The 16,868-nt window shown below is 45.6% G+C and carries 15 protein-coding genes; 9 read left to right on the top strand and 6 right to left on the bottom strand.

The annotated features are described in order from the left end of the window. Positions 1-9: 9 nt before the first annotated feature. Positions 10-1,017: an amidohydrolase family protein gene (locus AABA11_RS02640; RefSeq protein WP_265728673.1), complete on the bottom strand. Its 1,008-nt coding sequence runs from the start codon at positions 1,015-1,017 to the stop codon at positions 10-12. 659 nt (positions 1,018-1,676) lie between these two features. Between AABA11_RS02640 and AABA11_RS02635 the strand changes: the two genes are divergently transcribed. From AABA11_RS02635 to AABA11_RS02625, 3 genes are all read left to right on the top strand, one after another. Then, positions 1,677-2,693 carry a DctP family TRAP transporter solute-binding subunit gene (locus AABA11_RS02635; protein ID WP_338265109.1) on the top strand — a complete coding sequence of 339 codons (1,017 nt, stop codon included), beginning with the start codon at positions 1,677-1,679 and terminating at the stop codon, positions 2,691-2,693. An 81-nt stretch (positions 2,694-2,774) separates the two neighbouring features. Continuing rightward, the gene (locus tag AABA11_RS02630; protein WP_338265107.1) at positions 2,775-3,248 is read left to right on the top strand and encodes a TRAP transporter small permease; all 474 of its coding nucleotides are present in this window, start codon (positions 2,775-2,777) and stop codon (positions 3,246-3,248) included. 2 nt (positions 3,249-3,250) lie between these two features. Next, entirely contained in the window at positions 3,251-4,519 is a 1,269-nt protein-coding gene (locus AABA11_RS02625; protein ID WP_338265105.1) for a TRAP transporter large permease, read from the top strand. A 91-nt stretch (positions 4,520-4,610) separates the two neighbouring features. Here AABA11_RS02625 and AABA11_RS02620 read toward each other — a convergent pair whose 3' ends face one another. Further along, positions 4,611-5,090: a peroxiredoxin gene (locus tag AABA11_RS02620; RefSeq protein WP_265728669.1), complete on the bottom strand. Its 480-nt coding sequence runs from the start codon at positions 5,088-5,090 to the stop codon at positions 4,611-4,613. A 62-nt stretch (positions 5,091-5,152) separates the two neighbouring features. Further along, a complete protein-coding gene (locus AABA11_RS02615; RefSeq protein ID WP_338265102.1) occupies positions 5,153-7,129 on the bottom strand; it encodes a methyl-accepting chemotaxis protein in 1,977 nt (658 codons plus the stop codon). A gap of 252 nt (positions 7,130-7,381) precedes the next feature. Between AABA11_RS02615 and AABA11_RS02610 the strand changes: the two genes are divergently transcribed. The 3 genes from AABA11_RS02610 to AABA11_RS02600 all read left to right on the top strand — a co-directional run bounded on the left by AABA11_RS02610 (position 7,382) and on the right by AABA11_RS02600 (position 9,966). Then, on the top strand, positions 7,382-8,794 hold the full coding sequence (locus tag AABA11_RS02610) for an aminotransferase-like domain-containing protein (RefSeq protein ID WP_265728667.1): 1,413 nt from the start codon (positions 7,382-7,384) through the stop codon (positions 8,792-8,794). A gap of 212 nt (positions 8,795-9,006) precedes the next feature. Further along, the gene (locus AABA11_RS02605) at positions 9,007-9,417 is read left to right on the top strand and encodes an energy transducer TonB (RefSeq protein ID WP_265728666.1); all 411 of its coding nucleotides are present in this window, start codon (positions 9,007-9,009) and stop codon (positions 9,415-9,417) included. A gap of 36 nt (positions 9,418-9,453) precedes the next feature. Next, positions 9,454-9,966 (top strand): DUF501 domain-containing protein, encoded by a 513-nt coding sequence (locus AABA11_RS02600; protein WP_338265097.1) that lies wholly within the window; start codon positions 9,454-9,456, stop codon positions 9,964-9,966. A 109-nt stretch (positions 9,967-10,075) separates the two neighbouring features. Here AABA11_RS02600 and AABA11_RS02595 read toward each other — a convergent pair whose 3' ends face one another. Then, entirely contained in the window at positions 10,076-10,366 is a 291-nt protein-coding gene (locus AABA11_RS02595; protein WP_265728665.1) for a hypothetical protein, read from the bottom strand. A 92-nt stretch (positions 10,367-10,458) separates the two neighbouring features. Then, complete coding sequence (gene glpK, locus AABA11_RS02590; protein WP_338265094.1) at positions 10,459-11,943, bottom strand: glycerol kinase GlpK; 1,485 nt, start codon at positions 11,941-11,943, stop codon at positions 10,459-10,461. 170 nt (positions 11,944-12,113) lie between these two features. Here glpK and AABA11_RS02585 point away from each other — a divergent pair, with 170 nt between their 5' ends. The 3 genes from AABA11_RS02585 to AABA11_RS02575 all read left to right on the top strand — a co-directional run bounded on the left by AABA11_RS02585 (position 12,114) and on the right by AABA11_RS02575 (position 15,464). Then, on the top strand, positions 12,114-12,884 hold the full coding sequence (locus tag AABA11_RS02585; RefSeq protein WP_265728663.1) for a DeoR/GlpR family transcriptional regulator: 771 nt from the start codon (positions 12,114-12,116) through the stop codon (positions 12,882-12,884). Positions 12,885-13,068: 184 nt separating this feature from the next. Next, positions 13,069-14,568: a glycerol-3-phosphate dehydrogenase gene (gene glpD, locus AABA11_RS02580; RefSeq protein ID WP_338265091.1), complete on the top strand. Its 1,500-nt coding sequence runs from the start codon at positions 13,069-13,071 to the stop codon at positions 14,566-14,568. 125 nt (positions 14,569-14,693) lie between these two features. Further along, the gene (locus AABA11_RS02575; protein ID WP_265728661.1) at positions 14,694-15,464 is read left to right on the top strand and encodes a TSUP family transporter; all 771 of its coding nucleotides are present in this window, start codon (positions 14,694-14,696) and stop codon (positions 15,462-15,464) included. Here AABA11_RS02575 and gcvA read toward each other — a convergent pair whose 3' ends face one another. Further along, entirely contained in the window at positions 15,465-16,403 is a 939-nt protein-coding gene (gene gcvA / locus AABA11_RS02570; protein WP_265728660.1) for a transcriptional regulator GcvA, read from the bottom strand. Positions 16,404-16,868 lie beyond the last annotated feature (465 nt).

The following is a 16,868-nucleotide window of genomic DNA, read 5'->3' as shown; positions in this document are numbered from 1 at the left end:
TCGAAAGCCTTACGCTTTTAGTCTTGAAAAGACGCGACGAGCATTGCCTTCAAAAATTTCTTGTTTCTGCGCGGCAGACAATACGGTGTTGTTATCGATATAACGTTTTGTATCGTCAAAATAATGACCAGATTCTGGATCGATACCACGCACTGCGCCAATCATTTCAGAAGCAAACAAGATGTTCTTCGTTGGAATAATATCTAATAGAAGATCAATACCACGCTGATGGTAAACACAGGTATCAAAGTAGATGTTATTCAACACGCGCTCAGCCAGGTCAAAACCTTGATCTTGCGCCATACCGCGGAAACGTCCCCAGTGATAAGGAACCGCACCGCCACCATGAGGGATGATGATTTTTAATTCAGGGAAATCTTTGAACACGTCAGACATCATTAGCTGTTGAAAGCCAGTGGTGTCCGCGCCTAAGTAATGAGAACCTGTAGTATGGAAACAATCATTGCAAGCCGCACTTACATGGATCATGGCAGGAATATCGTACTCACACATTTTTTCATAGATAGGGTAAAAAGAACGGTCGGCCAAAGACTTATCTTGCCAATAACCGCCACTTGGATCAGGGTTCAAGTTGATACCAATAAAGCCCATTTCTTCGACTGTACGTACGATTTCACCAACCGATTTAGCAGGATCAACACCAGGCGATTGTGGTAATTGCGCAACAGGAGCAAAGTTTTCAGGGAAAAGATCACACACTCGACGGATCAAGTCGTTTTGGTGCTCAGTCCAGTATTGGCTCGTGTATTCATTGCCAATGTGATGGCCCATCCAGCTAGCGCGAGGAGAGAATATGGTTAAATCCGTGCCACGCTCTTGCTGCAAACGAAGCTGGTTGTTGATAATACTGTCGCGGATTTCATCATCGGAAACAACAACGTTACCTTTTTCACCTACAAACGCAGGGTCTTTAGCAACTTGTGCTTTTTGATTATCGCGGTATTCACCCACACCTGGTGGAGTGGTCGTATAATGTCCATGGCAATCTATAATCATGTTACTGCTCTCTATTCTTATTTAAGGTAACAATCACGGTGATACAGAAAGGCTGGCAGTGACGCGATACGCCTTAATGTCTTCTAGGTTTACACCGTCATTTCATAAAATCTGCAAAGAGTATTCTTATGCTGAGACATTTTGGCTATTTCAATTTAACCGAAAGGGTATTGCATTTTGAGATAGCCACTTTTTAACACAGGTTCTGAATTTACTCACTTAAGACATTTAATTTAAATTTCTCACAAAAAACAGGCTTCCACTTCAGACAAAAAGCACAAAAAAAACATTGATTTTTATGACTTTTTTAAAAAAAAACCAGTAGAATTATTTTTTTATATTCCTTTTTCGATATACGTGAGACATAAAAAATTCATTTCTAAAATCACAATAATTGCTACATTTTGGTAATGCTTTGATAACAAAACAAAGCCGAAAGCTAAGCTTTCTGAAACACATGAAAACACTAATCTAAACGCAAGCTGGATTCGGGCATTGTTGATCCTAATCGAAAAAATATAGGGTATTTTCAAAATGATCCTATATTATTAGGCTTATGATACAAATGGCGAATTCTGAACCACCTGCCTATAGTTAACTATAGTGTAGAAATACAAAAATAAAATGATCGGGAACGTCCCGAGCTTGGAGATGCAAAGATGAAATTAACAAAAAAACTGACACTTGGTTTACTTGCAGCAGGCGCTGTAAGCAGCGTTAGCGCAGCGGATTTAACGCTAACCATTGGCCATGTAGATCCCCAAGACTGGAGCACCTCAAAAAAAGGCGCCGCTACCGAGGTATTTAAAAACCTGGTTGAAGCAGAATCCGGCGGCCGTATTGAAGTAAATGTATACCCATCAGGCCAACTTGGCGGCGAGACAGATCTGGTTCAATCCGCACAAGAAGGCACGCTAAGCATGGCGATGGTGTCTGGTGCGTTTGCGAAAGTGTGTAAAGAAGCGTCCGTTTTAGAAATCCCTTATTTATTCCCATCAGCGCCAGTCGCATGGGAAGTGCTCGATGGCGAATTTGGTAAGGCCCTATCTGAGCATTGTTTGCAAGCAAGTGGATTACGTACGCTGGCTTACGGCGAAACAGGCTTCCGTAACTTCACCAACTCTAAACGCCCTGTTGCAGAACCCAAAGACATGAGCGGCCTGAAAATTCGCGTTCAAACTCTGCCTTTATACGTTGAAATGGTCAAAGCAATGGGCGCAGAGCCAACCCCAATCGCATGGCCTGAAGTACCCTCTGCGCTCACAACGGGTGTTGTTGATGGTCAAGAAAACCCTGTCAGCGTAATCGAAGCGAACAAGTTTTATGAGTTCCAAAAATACCTAACCTTAGATGGACACGTGTACGGAACAGACTTTTTGTTGATAAACGAAGACGTTTACCAGTCTCTTAGCGATGAAGATAAAGCGATCATTAACCGTGCTGCCAAAGTGGCTGGTACCATGGGTCGTGCCATCCAGCAATTCAACTCTGCAAAAGGCTTAAAATCGCTGGCAGAAAACGGCATGCAGATTACCACACCGACACCAGAGCAAATGACGAAGTTCCGCGATGCCGCTCAGCCAGCGGTGATCAACTGGTTGAAAGGTGAAGTTCAACCGGAATGGATCGAACGTGCTCAAATGTCTGTAAAAGTAGTGAGTAACTCCAACAAATAACGCTCATTGAAATCAGAGAACCGAACGCGTCATTAGAAGTGTTCGGTTCTCTTCCCTTTGTCACAACCCGGAAAGCTCACCATGAAGCGCTTCTATAAAAAAACTCTCGCAATTCTCACCGGCACTTCCCTATTCGTTATCTTTGCCGTCGTATTAGTCAGTAGCCTTAGCCGCTATTTATTAAATTCGCCGATTCAATGGAGCGAAGAAGTCGCCAAGTACGCCATGATCTACGGCACCATGTTTGGTATGGCATTGTGTTATTTAGAAGGGCTTCACATTCGATTTACATTTTTAGAAGACATGGTGCCGGAAAAAATCCGCCATCTTCTGCATTTTGTTTCTGACCTTATCGCCCTTGTAAGTGGCGTTGTCATTACCTATTCAGGCTACTTATTCATGATGAAACGTGGTGCGATCCAAGCACCAGGCACTGGCATTCAAATGTACTACTTCCAAGTTGCTATGGTCATTGGAGGAGTTTGCCTTACCGTCGCGGCCGCCATTCGACTTGTTGAATACTTTCAGTCTCCCACATTAGAGAAGGGACAATAATCATGCTAGGTTTTGGAATTCTTATTGTTCTTTTGGTGATTGGTAGCCCAATTGCCTTTGCCATCTTATTGGCCGCTGTTGGACACGTTTATACGCTGCCATTCAACGTCAGCCTTGTCGCACAACGTATTTTTAGCGGATTGGATTCGTTTTCTATTCTAGCCATCCCATTGTTCGTCTTGGCGGGCGAGCTCATGAATGAAAGCGGCATTACCAGCCGCATCATCAATTTCGCAAACGCATTAGTGGGTCACATGAAAGCGGGTCTAGCGCACGTCAACATTTGGGCGTCGGTGATTTTTGCTGGACTATCTGGCTCTGCCGTAGCAAACACATCAGCACTTGGCCGCGTGTTCATCCCCACGATGGAAAAAGAGGGTTACCCTCGCGCCTTCGCGGCAGCATTAACCGCCGCGTCGTCCGTTATTGGCCCGATGATTCCACCCAGCATTCCCGTCATCATTTATGCTTTGATCACCACTGGCGTTTCCGTACCGGCCCTGTTCCTTGCGGGGGTTACACCAGGACTGTTCCTCGCGATTGGTTTGTCGATTTATGTCTATTTCTTCGCAGGACATTACGCGCCAATCAAAGCAAAACTTTCTATGAAAGAGCGCTGGAAAGCCTTTGTTGATGCATGGATTCCGCTTTTCATGCCGATCTTCATCGTGGGTTCAATCCTGACGGGCATCGTGACACCAACCGAAGCCGCGGCATTTGCGGCGGCGTATGCTTTGCTTGCCGGCATTTTTATTCTGAAAAGCCTCAAGCTATCGAGCTTGCCGCGTATTTTCATTCGAGCCATGCGCGACTCTTCTGTTATTTTGATCGTCATTGGGGTAGTGGCGGCGGCGAACTGGCTACTGACCTTCTCACGCGTGCCTCAAACCGTTAGCCAATTGGTACTAGAACAAGTATCCAGCCCTTGGATGTTCTTGATTCTTGTGAACGTTATTTTGCTGGTGGTTGGGCTGTTCTTAGAAGGGATCGCTGCCATGTTGATCTTATTGCCGATCCTTCATCCTATTGCGATGAGCCTTGGCATTGATCCGGTGCACTTTGGTATTGTGGTTATTTTCAACCTAATGATTGGTTTGGTGACACCACCTATGGGGATTTGTTTGTTCGTATCCAACTCGATTGCCAATGTTGGCATCGCGGCCATTTCTAAGCAAATCATGCCACTCTTTTTAGTAGAGCTTGCGGTTTTGATCTTAATTACCTTTGTACCAAGTACGGTCACTTTCTTGCCGACCTTATTTGGTTATTAACACCACACCATGTCAAAACAATCGGTTGAACTGTACTAGACAAAAAAACGACGCCAAGTGCGTCGTTTTTTTTAGGCCCTGTAAAAAAATTTTATAGCTGAGACAATACGTATTCCGCAGAGCTGACTTTGTATTCGCCCGGCTCGTCCAACCAAAGTTGCTGAACAATACCGTTAGTTACCAACATGGCATATCGACGGCTACGAATACCCATTTTGGCAGCAGAAATGTCCAACTCTAACCCCATTGAACACGTAAACTCGGCCAAACCATCAGCTGCCATCACTAGGTTTTCGGCATTATTTGCCTTGTCCCACGCGTTCATGACGAACACGTCATTCACAGAAAGACAGACAATGTCGTCTATTCCTTTTTCTTTCAAAGCATCAAAATGCACCACAAAACCAGGTAAATGACTGGCACTGCACGTCGGCGTGAAAGCCCCAGGAACGGCGAACATCAGCACCGTTTTCCCTGCAAAAAATTCAGTAACATCGACAGTCTCTGGTCCTTCTTCCCCCATGACTTGAAACGTACCATGGGGCAACATATCACCAACAAGAATCGACATAGACAATATCTCCTGAGAATTAAGTTGCACTCATAGTAACGCAACCCAAGTTAGAAAAACCATCAAACAATCTTAAATTGACTAAGTAACTGCTTCTGGTGAGACGCTAATTTTGACAAACCTTCGCTGTCTTTCTCACTTTGGTCAGACCCCAACGCAGCCTGTTCCGACATTTCAGATATTTCGAGAACATTTTGCTTAATTTCTTGCGCTACCGCTGATTGTTCTTCTGCAGCCGTTGCTATCTGTGTACTCAGGTCTCGGATTTCCGCCATGCTGTTTTGCAGCTCGACCAAAGACAAGCCAACAACGCGCGCCTCTTCCGCGCTGGAAGTGGCACTTTGTCTGCTCACCTCCATACTTCCCACCGTTTTTGTCACGCCTTGTTGCAACTGCACAATGACATGTTGAATCTCTTCTGTAGAACTGTGAGTTCTCGTCGCCAGAGTACGTACTTCGTCTGCCACTACCGCAAAACCACGACCTTGCTCACCCGCTCGCGCCGCTTCGATTGCTGCGTTCAATGCAAGTAGGTTGGTTTGTTCAGCAATGTCCTGAATCACGTCCAGAATACGATCGATGCTTTTCGAATGCTCGTCCAGCTGATTTACTACCACTGTTGAGGCTTCAATTTGCTCTAGCAATTGCTCAATTTTGTGAATGTTCGCGTCCATTTGTTCACGGTTTTCACTTGCTCGTTGATCAACAGACTGAATCTGATGCAAAATCACTTCCGAGCTTTTCGCTACTTGATCAACGGTTGACACCATTTCCGACATCGAAGACGCAACTTCTGTGGTTCTTTCATTTTGCGCGGCCATTAGTCGCTTAGAATCGCTGGCCAAACGCACATTACTCCCCGCGGAAGCGGCCACTTTATTGGAAGCCTGATCGATTTCTGACATCACGGTTTGCAGCTTAGTAACTAGGTCATTGACCCAATTAGACAGTTCTCCAAACTCATCCTTGGTTTTTACAGCACTTCGTTGAGTGAAATCCCCATCCGCAATTTTACCCAATACAGACATCACTTCTTTTAGCGGCTGTCGAATACTACGACTCACCCAAAGCGCCACCAACACCGCTATGATAATAGAAACCACCAGCACCACTTCAATAATAAGAGTCGACAAATCCGCCGCATCGCTGGCTTCTTTTTTCGCCTTTACCCCCATTAATGAAGCTTCAGACAACAACTCTTGTACCGATGTAGTCACACTGGCCATACTTTCAGACAGTTCTTTGGCCAGTACTTCAGACTCCTGTAAAAGACGGGTGTTTTCATATTGCTTCGCGACCACACCATCGTCTGACACAACACTGTTTTCAATTTCGCTGACCAAATCATTGATATTGTCGTCGTTCACATAAGACTGCTTGTCTTTTAAGCTCGTAATAATGGACGCCATGCTGTCACGAAGGTCCTGCATCTTTTCCAAGCTACGCACATCAAAGTAATCATTTACTGACACTTGTAGGCTTTCGACTTGGCTGTGCATATAGGAAGCCGCAAACTGAATTTCTGACGTATCACCGTCGGTGACTAATATGCCCAAGTCTTCCGCGGCAAAAGTAATGGCGTCTTTTAAATCCAGCTTTTCATCCGGCACCATCGCCTGAAGCTCTAACATGGTTTTGTGGTTAGAAAAGGCCACATCGGTGTAATTAAAAAAGCGTCCCACTTCATCGTTTATTCGGCTTAACGCTTGGCTCATCTCTGGTAGCCCCTGCAGCTGCACAGACAACTGATTCGAGACATCATCAAACTCTTGTTTATAGTTCAAAAAACGACCGGACAATTCTTCTAAGGCATCGGGGGACTTACTTAACAAATACTGCAATACCGACGCATTCGCCAAGCTCAAATCTTCTTTTAACGCGGTACTGGTAGACGAGATAGTGGCGACCTTCCCAGTGACCACGTTTAACCTGTCCTCAATTTTGTTGATGCCCACAAATCCGGATGCAGCAATCATCAACAAAAGCAGTAACAAAACACCAAAGCCAAATAAAATTCTTTGGATGACGGACAACGACATAATCGACCTCTACATTAACATCTGCTTCACATTTATCATGCGCCTACTCTAGACACCCACTCTTTTTCTATACCTGACCAATGATACAGGAATACCATAACATTTTACTTACGATTAAGAACGCCCCAGAAACGTCCGATTACTCAAAAAACCGCCCCATCCACGCCAACAGTCGTCCAGTCACATAGATTTCATTCACCCTTGCGATCTGATAAATTAGCCTTTCTTTCTTCTGAAACTGACTCGCACCTTATGGAACTCCCTCTCTACGAAAAAATCGCCAACCTGATTGAACAACAAATTCAGGAAGGTATTTTTTTACCAGGCTCCAAAATCCCATCGGTTCGCAAATCCAGCAAACAAATGGAAGTCAGTGTTGCCACGGTTCTGCAAGCTTACAGCTTATTAGAGGACAGAGGCGCCATCAAAGCACGCCCACAAAAAGGCTACTTTGTTCAAGAGCATCGGCTACAACCTTCTGACCCTGCAAAAATTGCACCGACTCAGAACGACGGCACCATACATACTTTATTGCGCCGCTTGCTGCACGCCTCGCAAAATAACGACATCATTCAATTTGGGGCGGCCATTCCCAAAAGCCAATTCCTTCCCATCAGACAACTACAACGCTCCGTAGGCCGTTTAATGCGCCTAGAACCTGAGATATGTGCCGCTTACGAATTTACCCCCGGTTCATTGAGTTTGCGTCGCCAAATTGCGATTCGCATGCTAGACAATGGCTGCCAACTGCAACCCGACGACATCACCATTACCCTTGGTTGCCAAAACGCCCTCATGCTGTCGCTGCAAGCCGTTGCCAAAGCCGGCGACACCATTGCCATCGAAAGCCCTGCTTATCACGGCGTTTTGCAAGTCATAGAAGTATTGAACTTGAAAGCGGTAGAAATCCCCTGCTGTACAGAAACCGGTATTAACCTAGACCTGTTAGAAGAGGCGGCAGAAGAGTGGGACATAAAAGCCTGCATCGTCACTCCCAATAATCAAAACCCCATTGGGGCAACCTTAAATTACCAAGCCAGAAAACGGCTCATTAAACAATCCGTGACCTTTGGCTTCACCTTGATTGAAGACGATGTGTACGGCGAGCTTAGCTACAAAGACAAACGTGAACGCTCATTAAAAGCGGACGACACGCACAATACTGTGATTTATTGCAGCTCCTTCTCAAAAAGCATCGCCCCGGGATTTCGAATTGGCTGGGTTGTGGGCGGGCCTTTTCAGGCAAAAATAGAACATTATGCCTACGTTCAATCTTTAGCCATTCCTACCTTAACTCAAACAGCGATCGCCAATTTCCTCGAGAATGGCGCTTACGACCGACACTTACGAAAAACAAGACAAACGTACCAAGACAACCTCGCGCGATGCCAAGCACTGATCGCTGAGCATTTCCCATTAGGGACCACCACGTCACAGCCGAAAGGGGGTTTTTTGCTGTGGGTCACTTTACCCGGCACGGTAAATGCAATGACATTACATGCTCAGGCGCTTGAGAAAAACATTGGATTCTTACCCGGCCTAGCATTCAGCTTAACAGCACAATTTAACCATCATTTCAGGTTAAATTACGCCCTAATCTGGGACAATAAAACAGACGCTGCACTAAAAGAATTAGGCAAACTTTGCCAACAGCTAGTAAGCTGACCAAAGTGAATGATACATATGAGACAACCCCAGACAGAGTGCTGGATACGGGGCGATCTCATATATAAGTAAAAGTTATGTTTTTGCTCTAACACATCTTAAAATTCATCTGTACAGACAGAGCAAAAAGCGTACAATTCGCATTCTTTTTTAAACACTCTGCCTCCTTGGCCGATAACATAAATATCTGAAACAGTAGCTGGCTTGTTGCGATGGAATTTGTTGCACATCCGAGAGACCTTCCTTTAGACATTACGCTAATTGAAGATCAACCCTTTCCTCCAATGAACGAAGAAAGAGTTGGGTTTGTCGGTATCACATATGTTGCCCTTCGTCCGTTTGATAATGGACGATCTGTAAGAATTACATTGGAAGAGATTGACCCAAATTTTTGCGTCTCTGGCCGTGTAGCGTGGTGCAACAAAGAAGACGACGGCTACCACATTGCCATCGAATTTCCGACCAAGGAAGAGTGCTACTGCGTTCGCATGATCGAGCAGCTTTCTCAGATAGAACATTATCGACGCCAAGCAAAAGTCCAAGGGCGACGACTCAATTACAATGAAGCCGCCGCAGAGTGGATTCAGAAATTCGCCGCAAGCTTTCCTGCGTTTACTATTTAATTCTTCCGCCAAGAAGACACAACTCAATAAGACATTATGACCACTCTTTCTCAGCATGATATTGATATCATCACGGCCCAACTTGGGCGCACGCCTAGCGGCATCAGCGCCATCGCGCACTACTCGCCAAATGGCATTCCTCAAGTATTAGAAATGGAAACTTGGGTATTTGAACAACCTTTCCCAACGCTCTACTGGCTGTCCAGTAAAGCCATCGACAAAGCATTGGCAAAAATCGAAAGCCAAGGTGTCGTAAAAGAACTAGAACAACGCATAAAAGAAGATGAAACGCTCAGAGAAGCACACCATGCGTCACACCGTGACTACATTGCTAGACGCTGGGAAGTAATGAGTGATGAACACAAAGCGATAATAGAAGAAAAAGGCTTTAAGCCTTTATTTGATAAACTGGGGATCGGTGGCATAGCCAACTGGGACCAAGTTCGTTGCCTTCACATGCAATACGCTCACCATCTGGCAGGCAACAACGTCATTGGTCGTATCTTAGATGAAGAATATGGCATGAAAGCCATCGCAGACGCCGAGTAAAGACGGCAGCCCAAAAGATGGATGCCGCGAAAACACGGACAAAAATAAAGGGGGAGTGATTCAGCGCCACTCCCCCTTTATTTTTCAATCGCTAAATGCGCTAGAACATCTACTTCAAGCTTTTCAAGATCGCTCTTAGCTCTTCCGCAGAAGACGCTTTTGGCAATACTTCACGAATGCGATTGAACGCAGCCTGAGCCACAGCCGCTCGCTGTGCGTATGTCGTCAACGCACCGCCCGTCCAACCTGCCAATTTCACCATCTCATTTTTGAAATTGTTGCCACCGACACCATGTCCGCCTAGCTTCATTAATGCATCTTCAATTTCTAAATAGCTTGGTCGCTCCCCACCAAACTTCATAAAATCGTCTTGTTGTACTTCGGCAAACTGTTTTGACATTCTCTAAACCCTTTATAAAAAGATATCCTTGGTTAAAGTTAGCCATATTTGACTGTTCGTACAAGCCAAAGCATGTATCAAATCGTAAAAACTTATTCTCGGGTTCGCACCCGATCAACTGCTTTTTGCCAACCTTGATACAACTTATCCCCCGTACCTTTTTCCATGGTTGGCTCAAAACTCTTATCCGCCTTCCACAATGCCTCAATATCCTCCAATGAATCATAAAGCCCCACACGCAGCCCAGCCAAAAAGGCAGCGCCTAATGCGGTTGTTTCAGTCACACAAGGACGTTCAACCGTAATTTCCAATAAGTCACTAAGGAATTGCACCATTACATCGTTAATCACCATGCCGCCATCAACGCGCAAAGAGCTGAAGGTTGCGCCATCTTGTGCCATCGCACCAACCAAGTCTCGGGTTTGATAACAAACCGAACGCAGCCCCGCGCTGACGATATCGGATACGCTGGTATCGCGCGTTAAGCCTATCATGGCACCACGCGCATCCGGATCCCAATAGGGTGCGCCCAACCCCGTAAACGCCGGCACCAAATACACGGAATCGTCGTTAAGAGCTTGCTTGGCAAGGCTTTGAGTTTCCTTTGCATCCGAAAATAGCTTCAATCCATCACGCAGCCATTGAATCGCCGCGCCCGCGACAAAAATACTGCCTTCAAGTGCATAGGTGACCTGTCCATTTAAGCGATACCCTACTGTCGTCAGCAACTTATGTTCCGAATGAATGGCACTGTCACCCGTGTTCAGAATCATGAAGCAACCTGTTCCGTAGGTACTTTTCACCATACCGGGAGTAAAACAGGCTTGCCCAATCAAAGCCGCTTGCTGATCGCCCGCAATACCATTAACAGGGATCTCAGCACCCAACCAACTCGCGTCAATCACACCAAAATCCGCACTGCAATCCATGACTTCAGGGAATAAAACATCCCCTATACCAAGCAACTCGATTAGCTCTGCATCCCATTCTTGAGTGTGTATATTGAACGCCATTGTTCGAGCTGCATTAGTCGCATCGGTTTTGTGTGATTTGCCATTCGTTAAACGCCACAGCAAAAAACTGTCCACCGTACCAAATGCCAAACGACCTGCTTGCGCTTTTTCACGAGCGCCTTCCACATTGTCTAATATCCAACGAATTTTCGTCGCCGAAAAATAGGGATCTATCAACAAGCCGGTTTTTTCTTGAACTTTGACACCCAAACCTTGATTGCTTAACGATTGGCAAAAACCACTGGTACGTCGGTCTTGCCATACAATGGCGTTATAAACCGGTTTCCCCGTCTCCGTATCCCATAGAATCGTGGTTTCACGCTGATTGGTGATGCCGATGGTTGCTATCGCTTGAGAATCGATCCCTGTATCCTTGAGAACAGACTGACAGACAGCTAAAGTAGATGACCAGATGTCTTCAGGGTCGTGTTCCACCCAACCGTCATCGGGAAATATCTGTGGGAACTCTTGCTGAGATTGGCCGACTCGCGCGCCTTTTTCATCGAATAAAATAGCCCGAGAACTAGTGGTGCCTTGATCAATAGCAAGAATATAATGGGTCATGGTGAATTCTCTTTGAAATCACAGTCACTCAAGAATAAGCGACTTAATTGTTGTTTTGTTTTTTGAACATGAATATTCAAATACGAATATTCTCTATTAAAAACCAATGCACACTCTTTTAGCAAGTCTCGTTTAACAAGTAATGTCTTTTACCAGGAGAAGAAAACAACATGGGACAGCTATCTCGCCAAGACAATATTGTCGCCATAGTAAAAGAAAAAGGGTATGTCACCATCGATGAGCTGGCGAGCCAATTTTCTGTGACGCCACAAACCATCCGCCGCGACATCAATGAATTGGCAAAGGCCGACCAGATACGTCGCCACCATGGCGGAGCAAGTTATGACTCCAGCACAACCAACGTCGCCTACGCCACTCGACAAATTTTACAGCTGCCAGCGAAGGAGCAAATAGCTCAACGCATTGCCGCTGAAATCCCGAATCACGCCTCACTATTCATTAACATTGGCACGACCACAGAAACCGTTGCACGCGCATTATTGAACCACCAAGGCTTACAGGTCATCACCAACAACCTCAATGTTGCCGCGATCTTAAGCGGAAAAGAAGACTTTACGGTAATCATTGCTGGCGGCACCGTTCGCTCGCGAGACGGCGGCGTCATGGGTGAAGCAACCATTGATTTCATCAACCAATTTCGAGTTGATTTCGGGATCATTGGCATCAGCGGCATAGACCCAAATGACGGTTCGTTACTGGATTACGACTATCAAGAAGTACGTGTCGCACAAAGCATCATCAACAATTCACGTACGGTTTTCCTTGCAGCGGACAGCGCAAAATTTGGCCGCAATGCAGTGGTTAGACTGGGTAACATTACTCAAGTCGATCGAATCTTCACAGATGAGCAGCCCCCTAAAGCCATCATAAAACTCATGAAGGAACACAAAGTTCGCTTAGAACTCTGCTCGCCCAAGTAACCCTTGGGCGCAGAAATCGCGTATATTTTATACGCATAACACCCTCCTCACCCGATGCAATAAGATCAAATATTCACCAAAACTTCACAAAGCCGTATTGTCATGAGCACAATAGAGGTTTAATATCGAAAACAAATGTTCACTTTCGAACATGTAAATTCGTTTTTTAACCGTGAGGCTTTGCATGAATCACTCCCATTTTGACCTATTTGTTGTTGGTGGCGGCATTAACGGCACAGGAATCGCAGCAGACGCAGCAGGAAGAGGCTTGAATGTTGGCCTATGTGAAATGGGAGATTTGGCACACGCAACGTCCTCCTCCAGCAGCAAGTTGATTCACGGTGGACTGCGCTACCTTGAACATTACGAATTTCGCTTGGTGAAAGAAGCGCTAACAGAACGAGAAGTGCTACTCAAAGTCGCTCCCCACCTTGTCACACCGATGCGCTTTCAAATGCCACACAGACCGCATTTGCGCCCAGCCTGGCTGATCCGCATCGGTTTATTTTTGTACGATAACCTAGGCAAGCGCGAAACGCTCTTAGGCTCAAAAGGCGTGAAATATGGCGCAGACAGCCCACTAAAAGACGACATCAAACAAGGTTTCGAATACTCAGATTGCTGGGTTGATGATGCTCGCTTGGTCGTAACCAATGCATTGAGCGCACAACAAAATGGCACGTCTATTTTTGCCAGAACACGCTGTATTTCTGCAAAACGCGTTGATAATCAGTGGCACATTCAACTGGAAGACCAAACCACAAACGAAATCCTAGACATCACGGCAAAAGCGTTAGTGAACGCAGCCGGTCCATGGGTGTCTTCATTTATTGAAACAAAACTAGAACAGAAAGCCCCTTATGGCATTCGAATGATCAAAGGCAGTCATATTGTGGTACCTAAACTGTACCAACATTCAAACGCTTTCATCATGCAAAACACCGACAAACGCATTGTGTTTGCTATTCCCTATCGTGAGCATTACACCTTATTGGGCACCACTGATGTGGAGTACAAAGGCAACCCAAATGACGTTGCGATTTCGGAAGACGAAACACAGTACATATTAAAAGTGGCCAATGATCATTTCAAAAAGACACTGACGCCAGCCGATGTGGTTTGGAGCTATTCCGGTGTTCGCCCACTTTTAGAAGACGAATCATCTGACCCATCTGCCGTCACTCGTGATTACACATTACACCTTGATGACCAAAACCAACACGCACCTTTATTGAGTATTTTTGGCGGCAAGATAACGACTTATCGAAAACTTGCGCTTTCTGCAATGACAAAACTCGCCCCTTATTTTGATAAACTTGGGGGTGAGTGGACGCACAGCAAACCGCTACCGGGTGGCGATTTAGGTATGCCGCTGGACGCGTTTTCAATGAAGTTACAAAAAGACTACCCCTTTATTGGCGCTCAGCTTGCTCGCCGTTTTGCGAACAGCTACGGCACACTGACTCACACCTTGCTAAACAAGGCCAACACCGAAAGCGATCTTGGCCAGCATTTTGGCAATCAACTGTTTCAAGTGGAGGTCGACTATTTGATCAACCACGAATGGGCGCGTACCGCAGAAGACGTATTATGGCGTCGCACCAAGCTTGGACTTGAGTTTACACCAGAGCAAGCCAGCGCTCTTGACGAGTACATAACCAGCCAAGTTAACGCTGCACACTAACCTTTCAACTTTTTAAGAAAAGACCGAAAGCCTATCTAGATGATTGTCTAGATAGGCTTTTTTTGCTCTACTACCAAGTCATCGATCACTAAAACCACTCTGCCTGCCGGATAGGAAAAGCACTAATGGACTTTGTATTTTTTGATATCTCTTTGTGGGTGTATCTCGCACTATTTGGCGCGGCTTTTTTGGCGGGCGCGATCGATGCGATCGCCGGTGGCGGTGGGCTCATCACGGTACCAGTATTATTGGCCGCGGGTCTGTCACCAGCAGAAGCTCTAGCGACCAACAAATTGCAAGGCTGCGCCGGAACTGTCTCGGCGTCCTATCATTTTATTAAGAAAGGCCAAGTCAGGTTGTCGGACATGTGGCTACCCATTGCAATGACCGCCTTCGGTGCCGTTTGCGGCACATTACTGGTGTCCTATTTGGACAGTAGCTTATTGCTAAAAGCCGTCCCTATCATCCTGATTGCTGTCGCTATCTTCTTTTTCTTTCTGCCCAAAGTTCAGCCTTACATTGCCAGTAAATTCTCACTGACTCATGTGCAATTTGCGGTCATCATTGGCACCAGCATAGGCTTTTATGATGGGTTAATTGGCCCCGGGACAGGCGCTTTTTTCTCAACGGCGTATTTGTGTTTGATGGGATTAACCGTGGTATCCGCCACAGCTCACACCAAAGTGCTGAATGCCACCAGCAACTTATCGTCTTTGGCTATGTTTGCGTTTAGCGGTCACCTTATTTGGGCATTAGGCATCGTAATGGGCATTGGCCAATGGTTTGGCGCACAAATTGGGTCTCGTCTTGTCATCACCAAAGGCGCAACATTGATTCGTCCAATGGTGATCATTATGTGCTTAGCTATTTCCATAAAACTGATAATGGACAACTGATTAGTTAAGTTGGTCGGGTGTTGTCAGCGCATCTTCTGGGGAATAGTGACAACACTCACTGACCAGCCAACTAAGTAACTGCTGAACTGGCTCCCGCTGACGCTGCATTTCAGGGCAAACAAACAAGTATGCGTGCCCTTCATCCAGCGCTTGTTCAAAAGGCCGCATTAATCGCCCTTGCTGAATATCATCCATGACCAAAGGCGTTCTTCCCAATGCCACCCCTTGGCCTGCAATGGCAGCCTGAACAGCCAAATCTCCGCGATTAAAGCTTATCCCCCGAGATGCCTTTATCCCTTTAGTATTCGCCAGCAGCAACCATTTTTCCCACTCTGCATACGGACTTGAAAAGCGCCACTCTGAATCGTCATTCAACAAAGGAACTTGAGCCAGTTGGCTAGGCTCACACAAATCACGTTGCTTCGCAAACGCTGGGCTGCAAACAGGAAAAACTTGATCCTTCATCAGAGGAACAATATAGCCCTTTGAACTATGCACATGGCTGTGCACGATCGCCACATCGATTCGATCCCGCTGGAAATTGACTTCTCTGTCATTCGCCTGAATGCGTAATTGCAAATCTGGATACGCTTCTTGCAAACTCCCTAACCTAGGGATCAACCATTTTGTTGCAAACGACGGCATCACTGACACCGTCAAAATATTAGAGGTTTCTTCTTCTTGTAGCTCTAAGATCAGGTCACTTATTTCAGTAAAGCTATGATTAAGCTGCACCGCCAGTCGCACTCCTGCCACCGTCAACTCAAGCCGTCGATGGTAGCGAACAAACAGCGTCACGCCCAACCGCTCTTCTAACTGCCGGATTTGCTGACTGACGGCACCTTGCGTTAAATGCATCTCTTGCGCGGCTTTAGTAAAACTTAAATGACGCGCGGCTATCGCAAATGTGCCCAGACCAGCCAATGGAATAGATTTCATACAATCACCAAAGTAAGACGACCTCAGCTACTGCAAGATCGTAAAGAAATACATTTTCAGAAATACAATTAAAGCGACAAAAAATCAATTCGGCGGATATTGATATAAAAAAAGACGCGATAAGTCGCTATTTTCAACAAAACCAGAAAAATTAATTAAAAAACAAACTCAGCAAAAAATATAGAAGCCAAAGCCTGCTTATTTTGCATTAATTCAACTAATCCAACAAATCAATTTATATCGTTTGTCATCATGACTTAAAAAGCTAGAATACCTTCATCTCTTAGGTTGAACAGCGACCTAATATTTACCGATACAGCCCTAACTGTATCGCCTCTAAATTATGTCCCACAGCATAATTTAGGCGAGTTTCACCATTCCCCACAGGATGATGTAATTCACAACTGCTAGTTACTTTTGTTGAAGCCGGACCTTTGTCCGGCTTTTTTTTGCGCAAAAAATACA

This window comes from Marinomonas pontica (assembly GCF_036322735.1).
Taxonomy (GTDB): domain Bacteria; phylum Pseudomonadota; class Gammaproteobacteria; order Pseudomonadales; family Marinomonadaceae; genus Marinomonas; species Marinomonas pontica.
This window is presented reverse-complemented; position numbering and strand designations above follow the sequence as displayed.

What these genes read in the sequence shown, in the direction of transcription:
- AABA11_RS02640 (WP_265728673.1), bottom strand. Translation starts at nt 1,017, where the DNA reads ATGATTATAGATTGCCATGGACATTATACGACCACTCCACCAGGTGTG.
- AABA11_RS02635 (WP_338265109.1), top strand. Translation starts at nt 1,677, where the DNA reads ATGAAATTAACAAAAAAACTGACACTTGGTTTACTTGCAGCAGGCGCT.
- AABA11_RS02630 (WP_338265107.1), top strand. Translation starts at nt 2,775, where the DNA reads ATGAAGCGCTTCTATAAAAAAACTCTCGCAATTCTCACCGGCACTTCC.
- AABA11_RS02625 (WP_338265105.1), top strand. Translation starts at nt 3,251, where the DNA reads ATGCTAGGTTTTGGAATTCTTATTGTTCTTTTGGTGATTGGTAGCCCA.
- AABA11_RS02620 (WP_265728669.1), bottom strand. Translation starts at nt 5,090, where the DNA reads ATGTCGATTCTTGTTGGTGATATGTTGCCCCATGGTACGTTTCAAGTC.
- AABA11_RS02615 (WP_338265102.1), bottom strand. Translation starts at nt 7,129, where the DNA reads ATGTCGTTGTCCGTCATCCAAAGAATTTTATTTGGCTTTGGTGTTTTG.
- AABA11_RS02610 (WP_265728667.1), top strand. Translation starts at nt 7,382, where the DNA reads ATGGAACTCCCTCTCTACGAAAAAATCGCCAACCTGATTGAACAACAA.
- AABA11_RS02605 (WP_265728666.1), top strand. Translation starts at nt 9,007, where the DNA reads ATGGAATTTGTTGCACATCCGAGAGACCTTCCTTTAGACATTACGCTA.
- AABA11_RS02600 (WP_338265097.1), top strand. Translation starts at nt 9,454, where the DNA reads ATGACCACTCTTTCTCAGCATGATATTGATATCATCACGGCCCAACTT.
- AABA11_RS02595 (WP_265728665.1), bottom strand. Translation starts at nt 10,366, where the DNA reads ATGTCAAAACAGTTTGCCGAAGTACAACAAGACGATTTTATGAAGTTT.
- glpK (WP_338265094.1), bottom strand. Translation starts at nt 11,943, where the DNA reads ATGACCCATTATATTCTTGCTATTGATCAAGGCACCACTAGTTCTCGG.
- AABA11_RS02585 (WP_265728663.1), top strand. Translation starts at nt 12,114, where the DNA reads ATGGGACAGCTATCTCGCCAAGACAATATTGTCGCCATAGTAAAAGAA.
- glpD (WP_338265091.1), top strand. Translation starts at nt 13,069, where the DNA reads ATGAATCACTCCCATTTTGACCTATTTGTTGTTGGTGGCGGCATTAAC.
- AABA11_RS02575 (WP_265728661.1), top strand. Translation starts at nt 14,694, where the DNA reads ATGGACTTTGTATTTTTTGATATCTCTTTGTGGGTGTATCTCGCACTA.
- gcvA (WP_265728660.1), bottom strand. Translation starts at nt 16,403, where the DNA reads ATGAAATCTATTCCATTGGCTGGTCTGGGCACATTTGCGATAGCCGCG.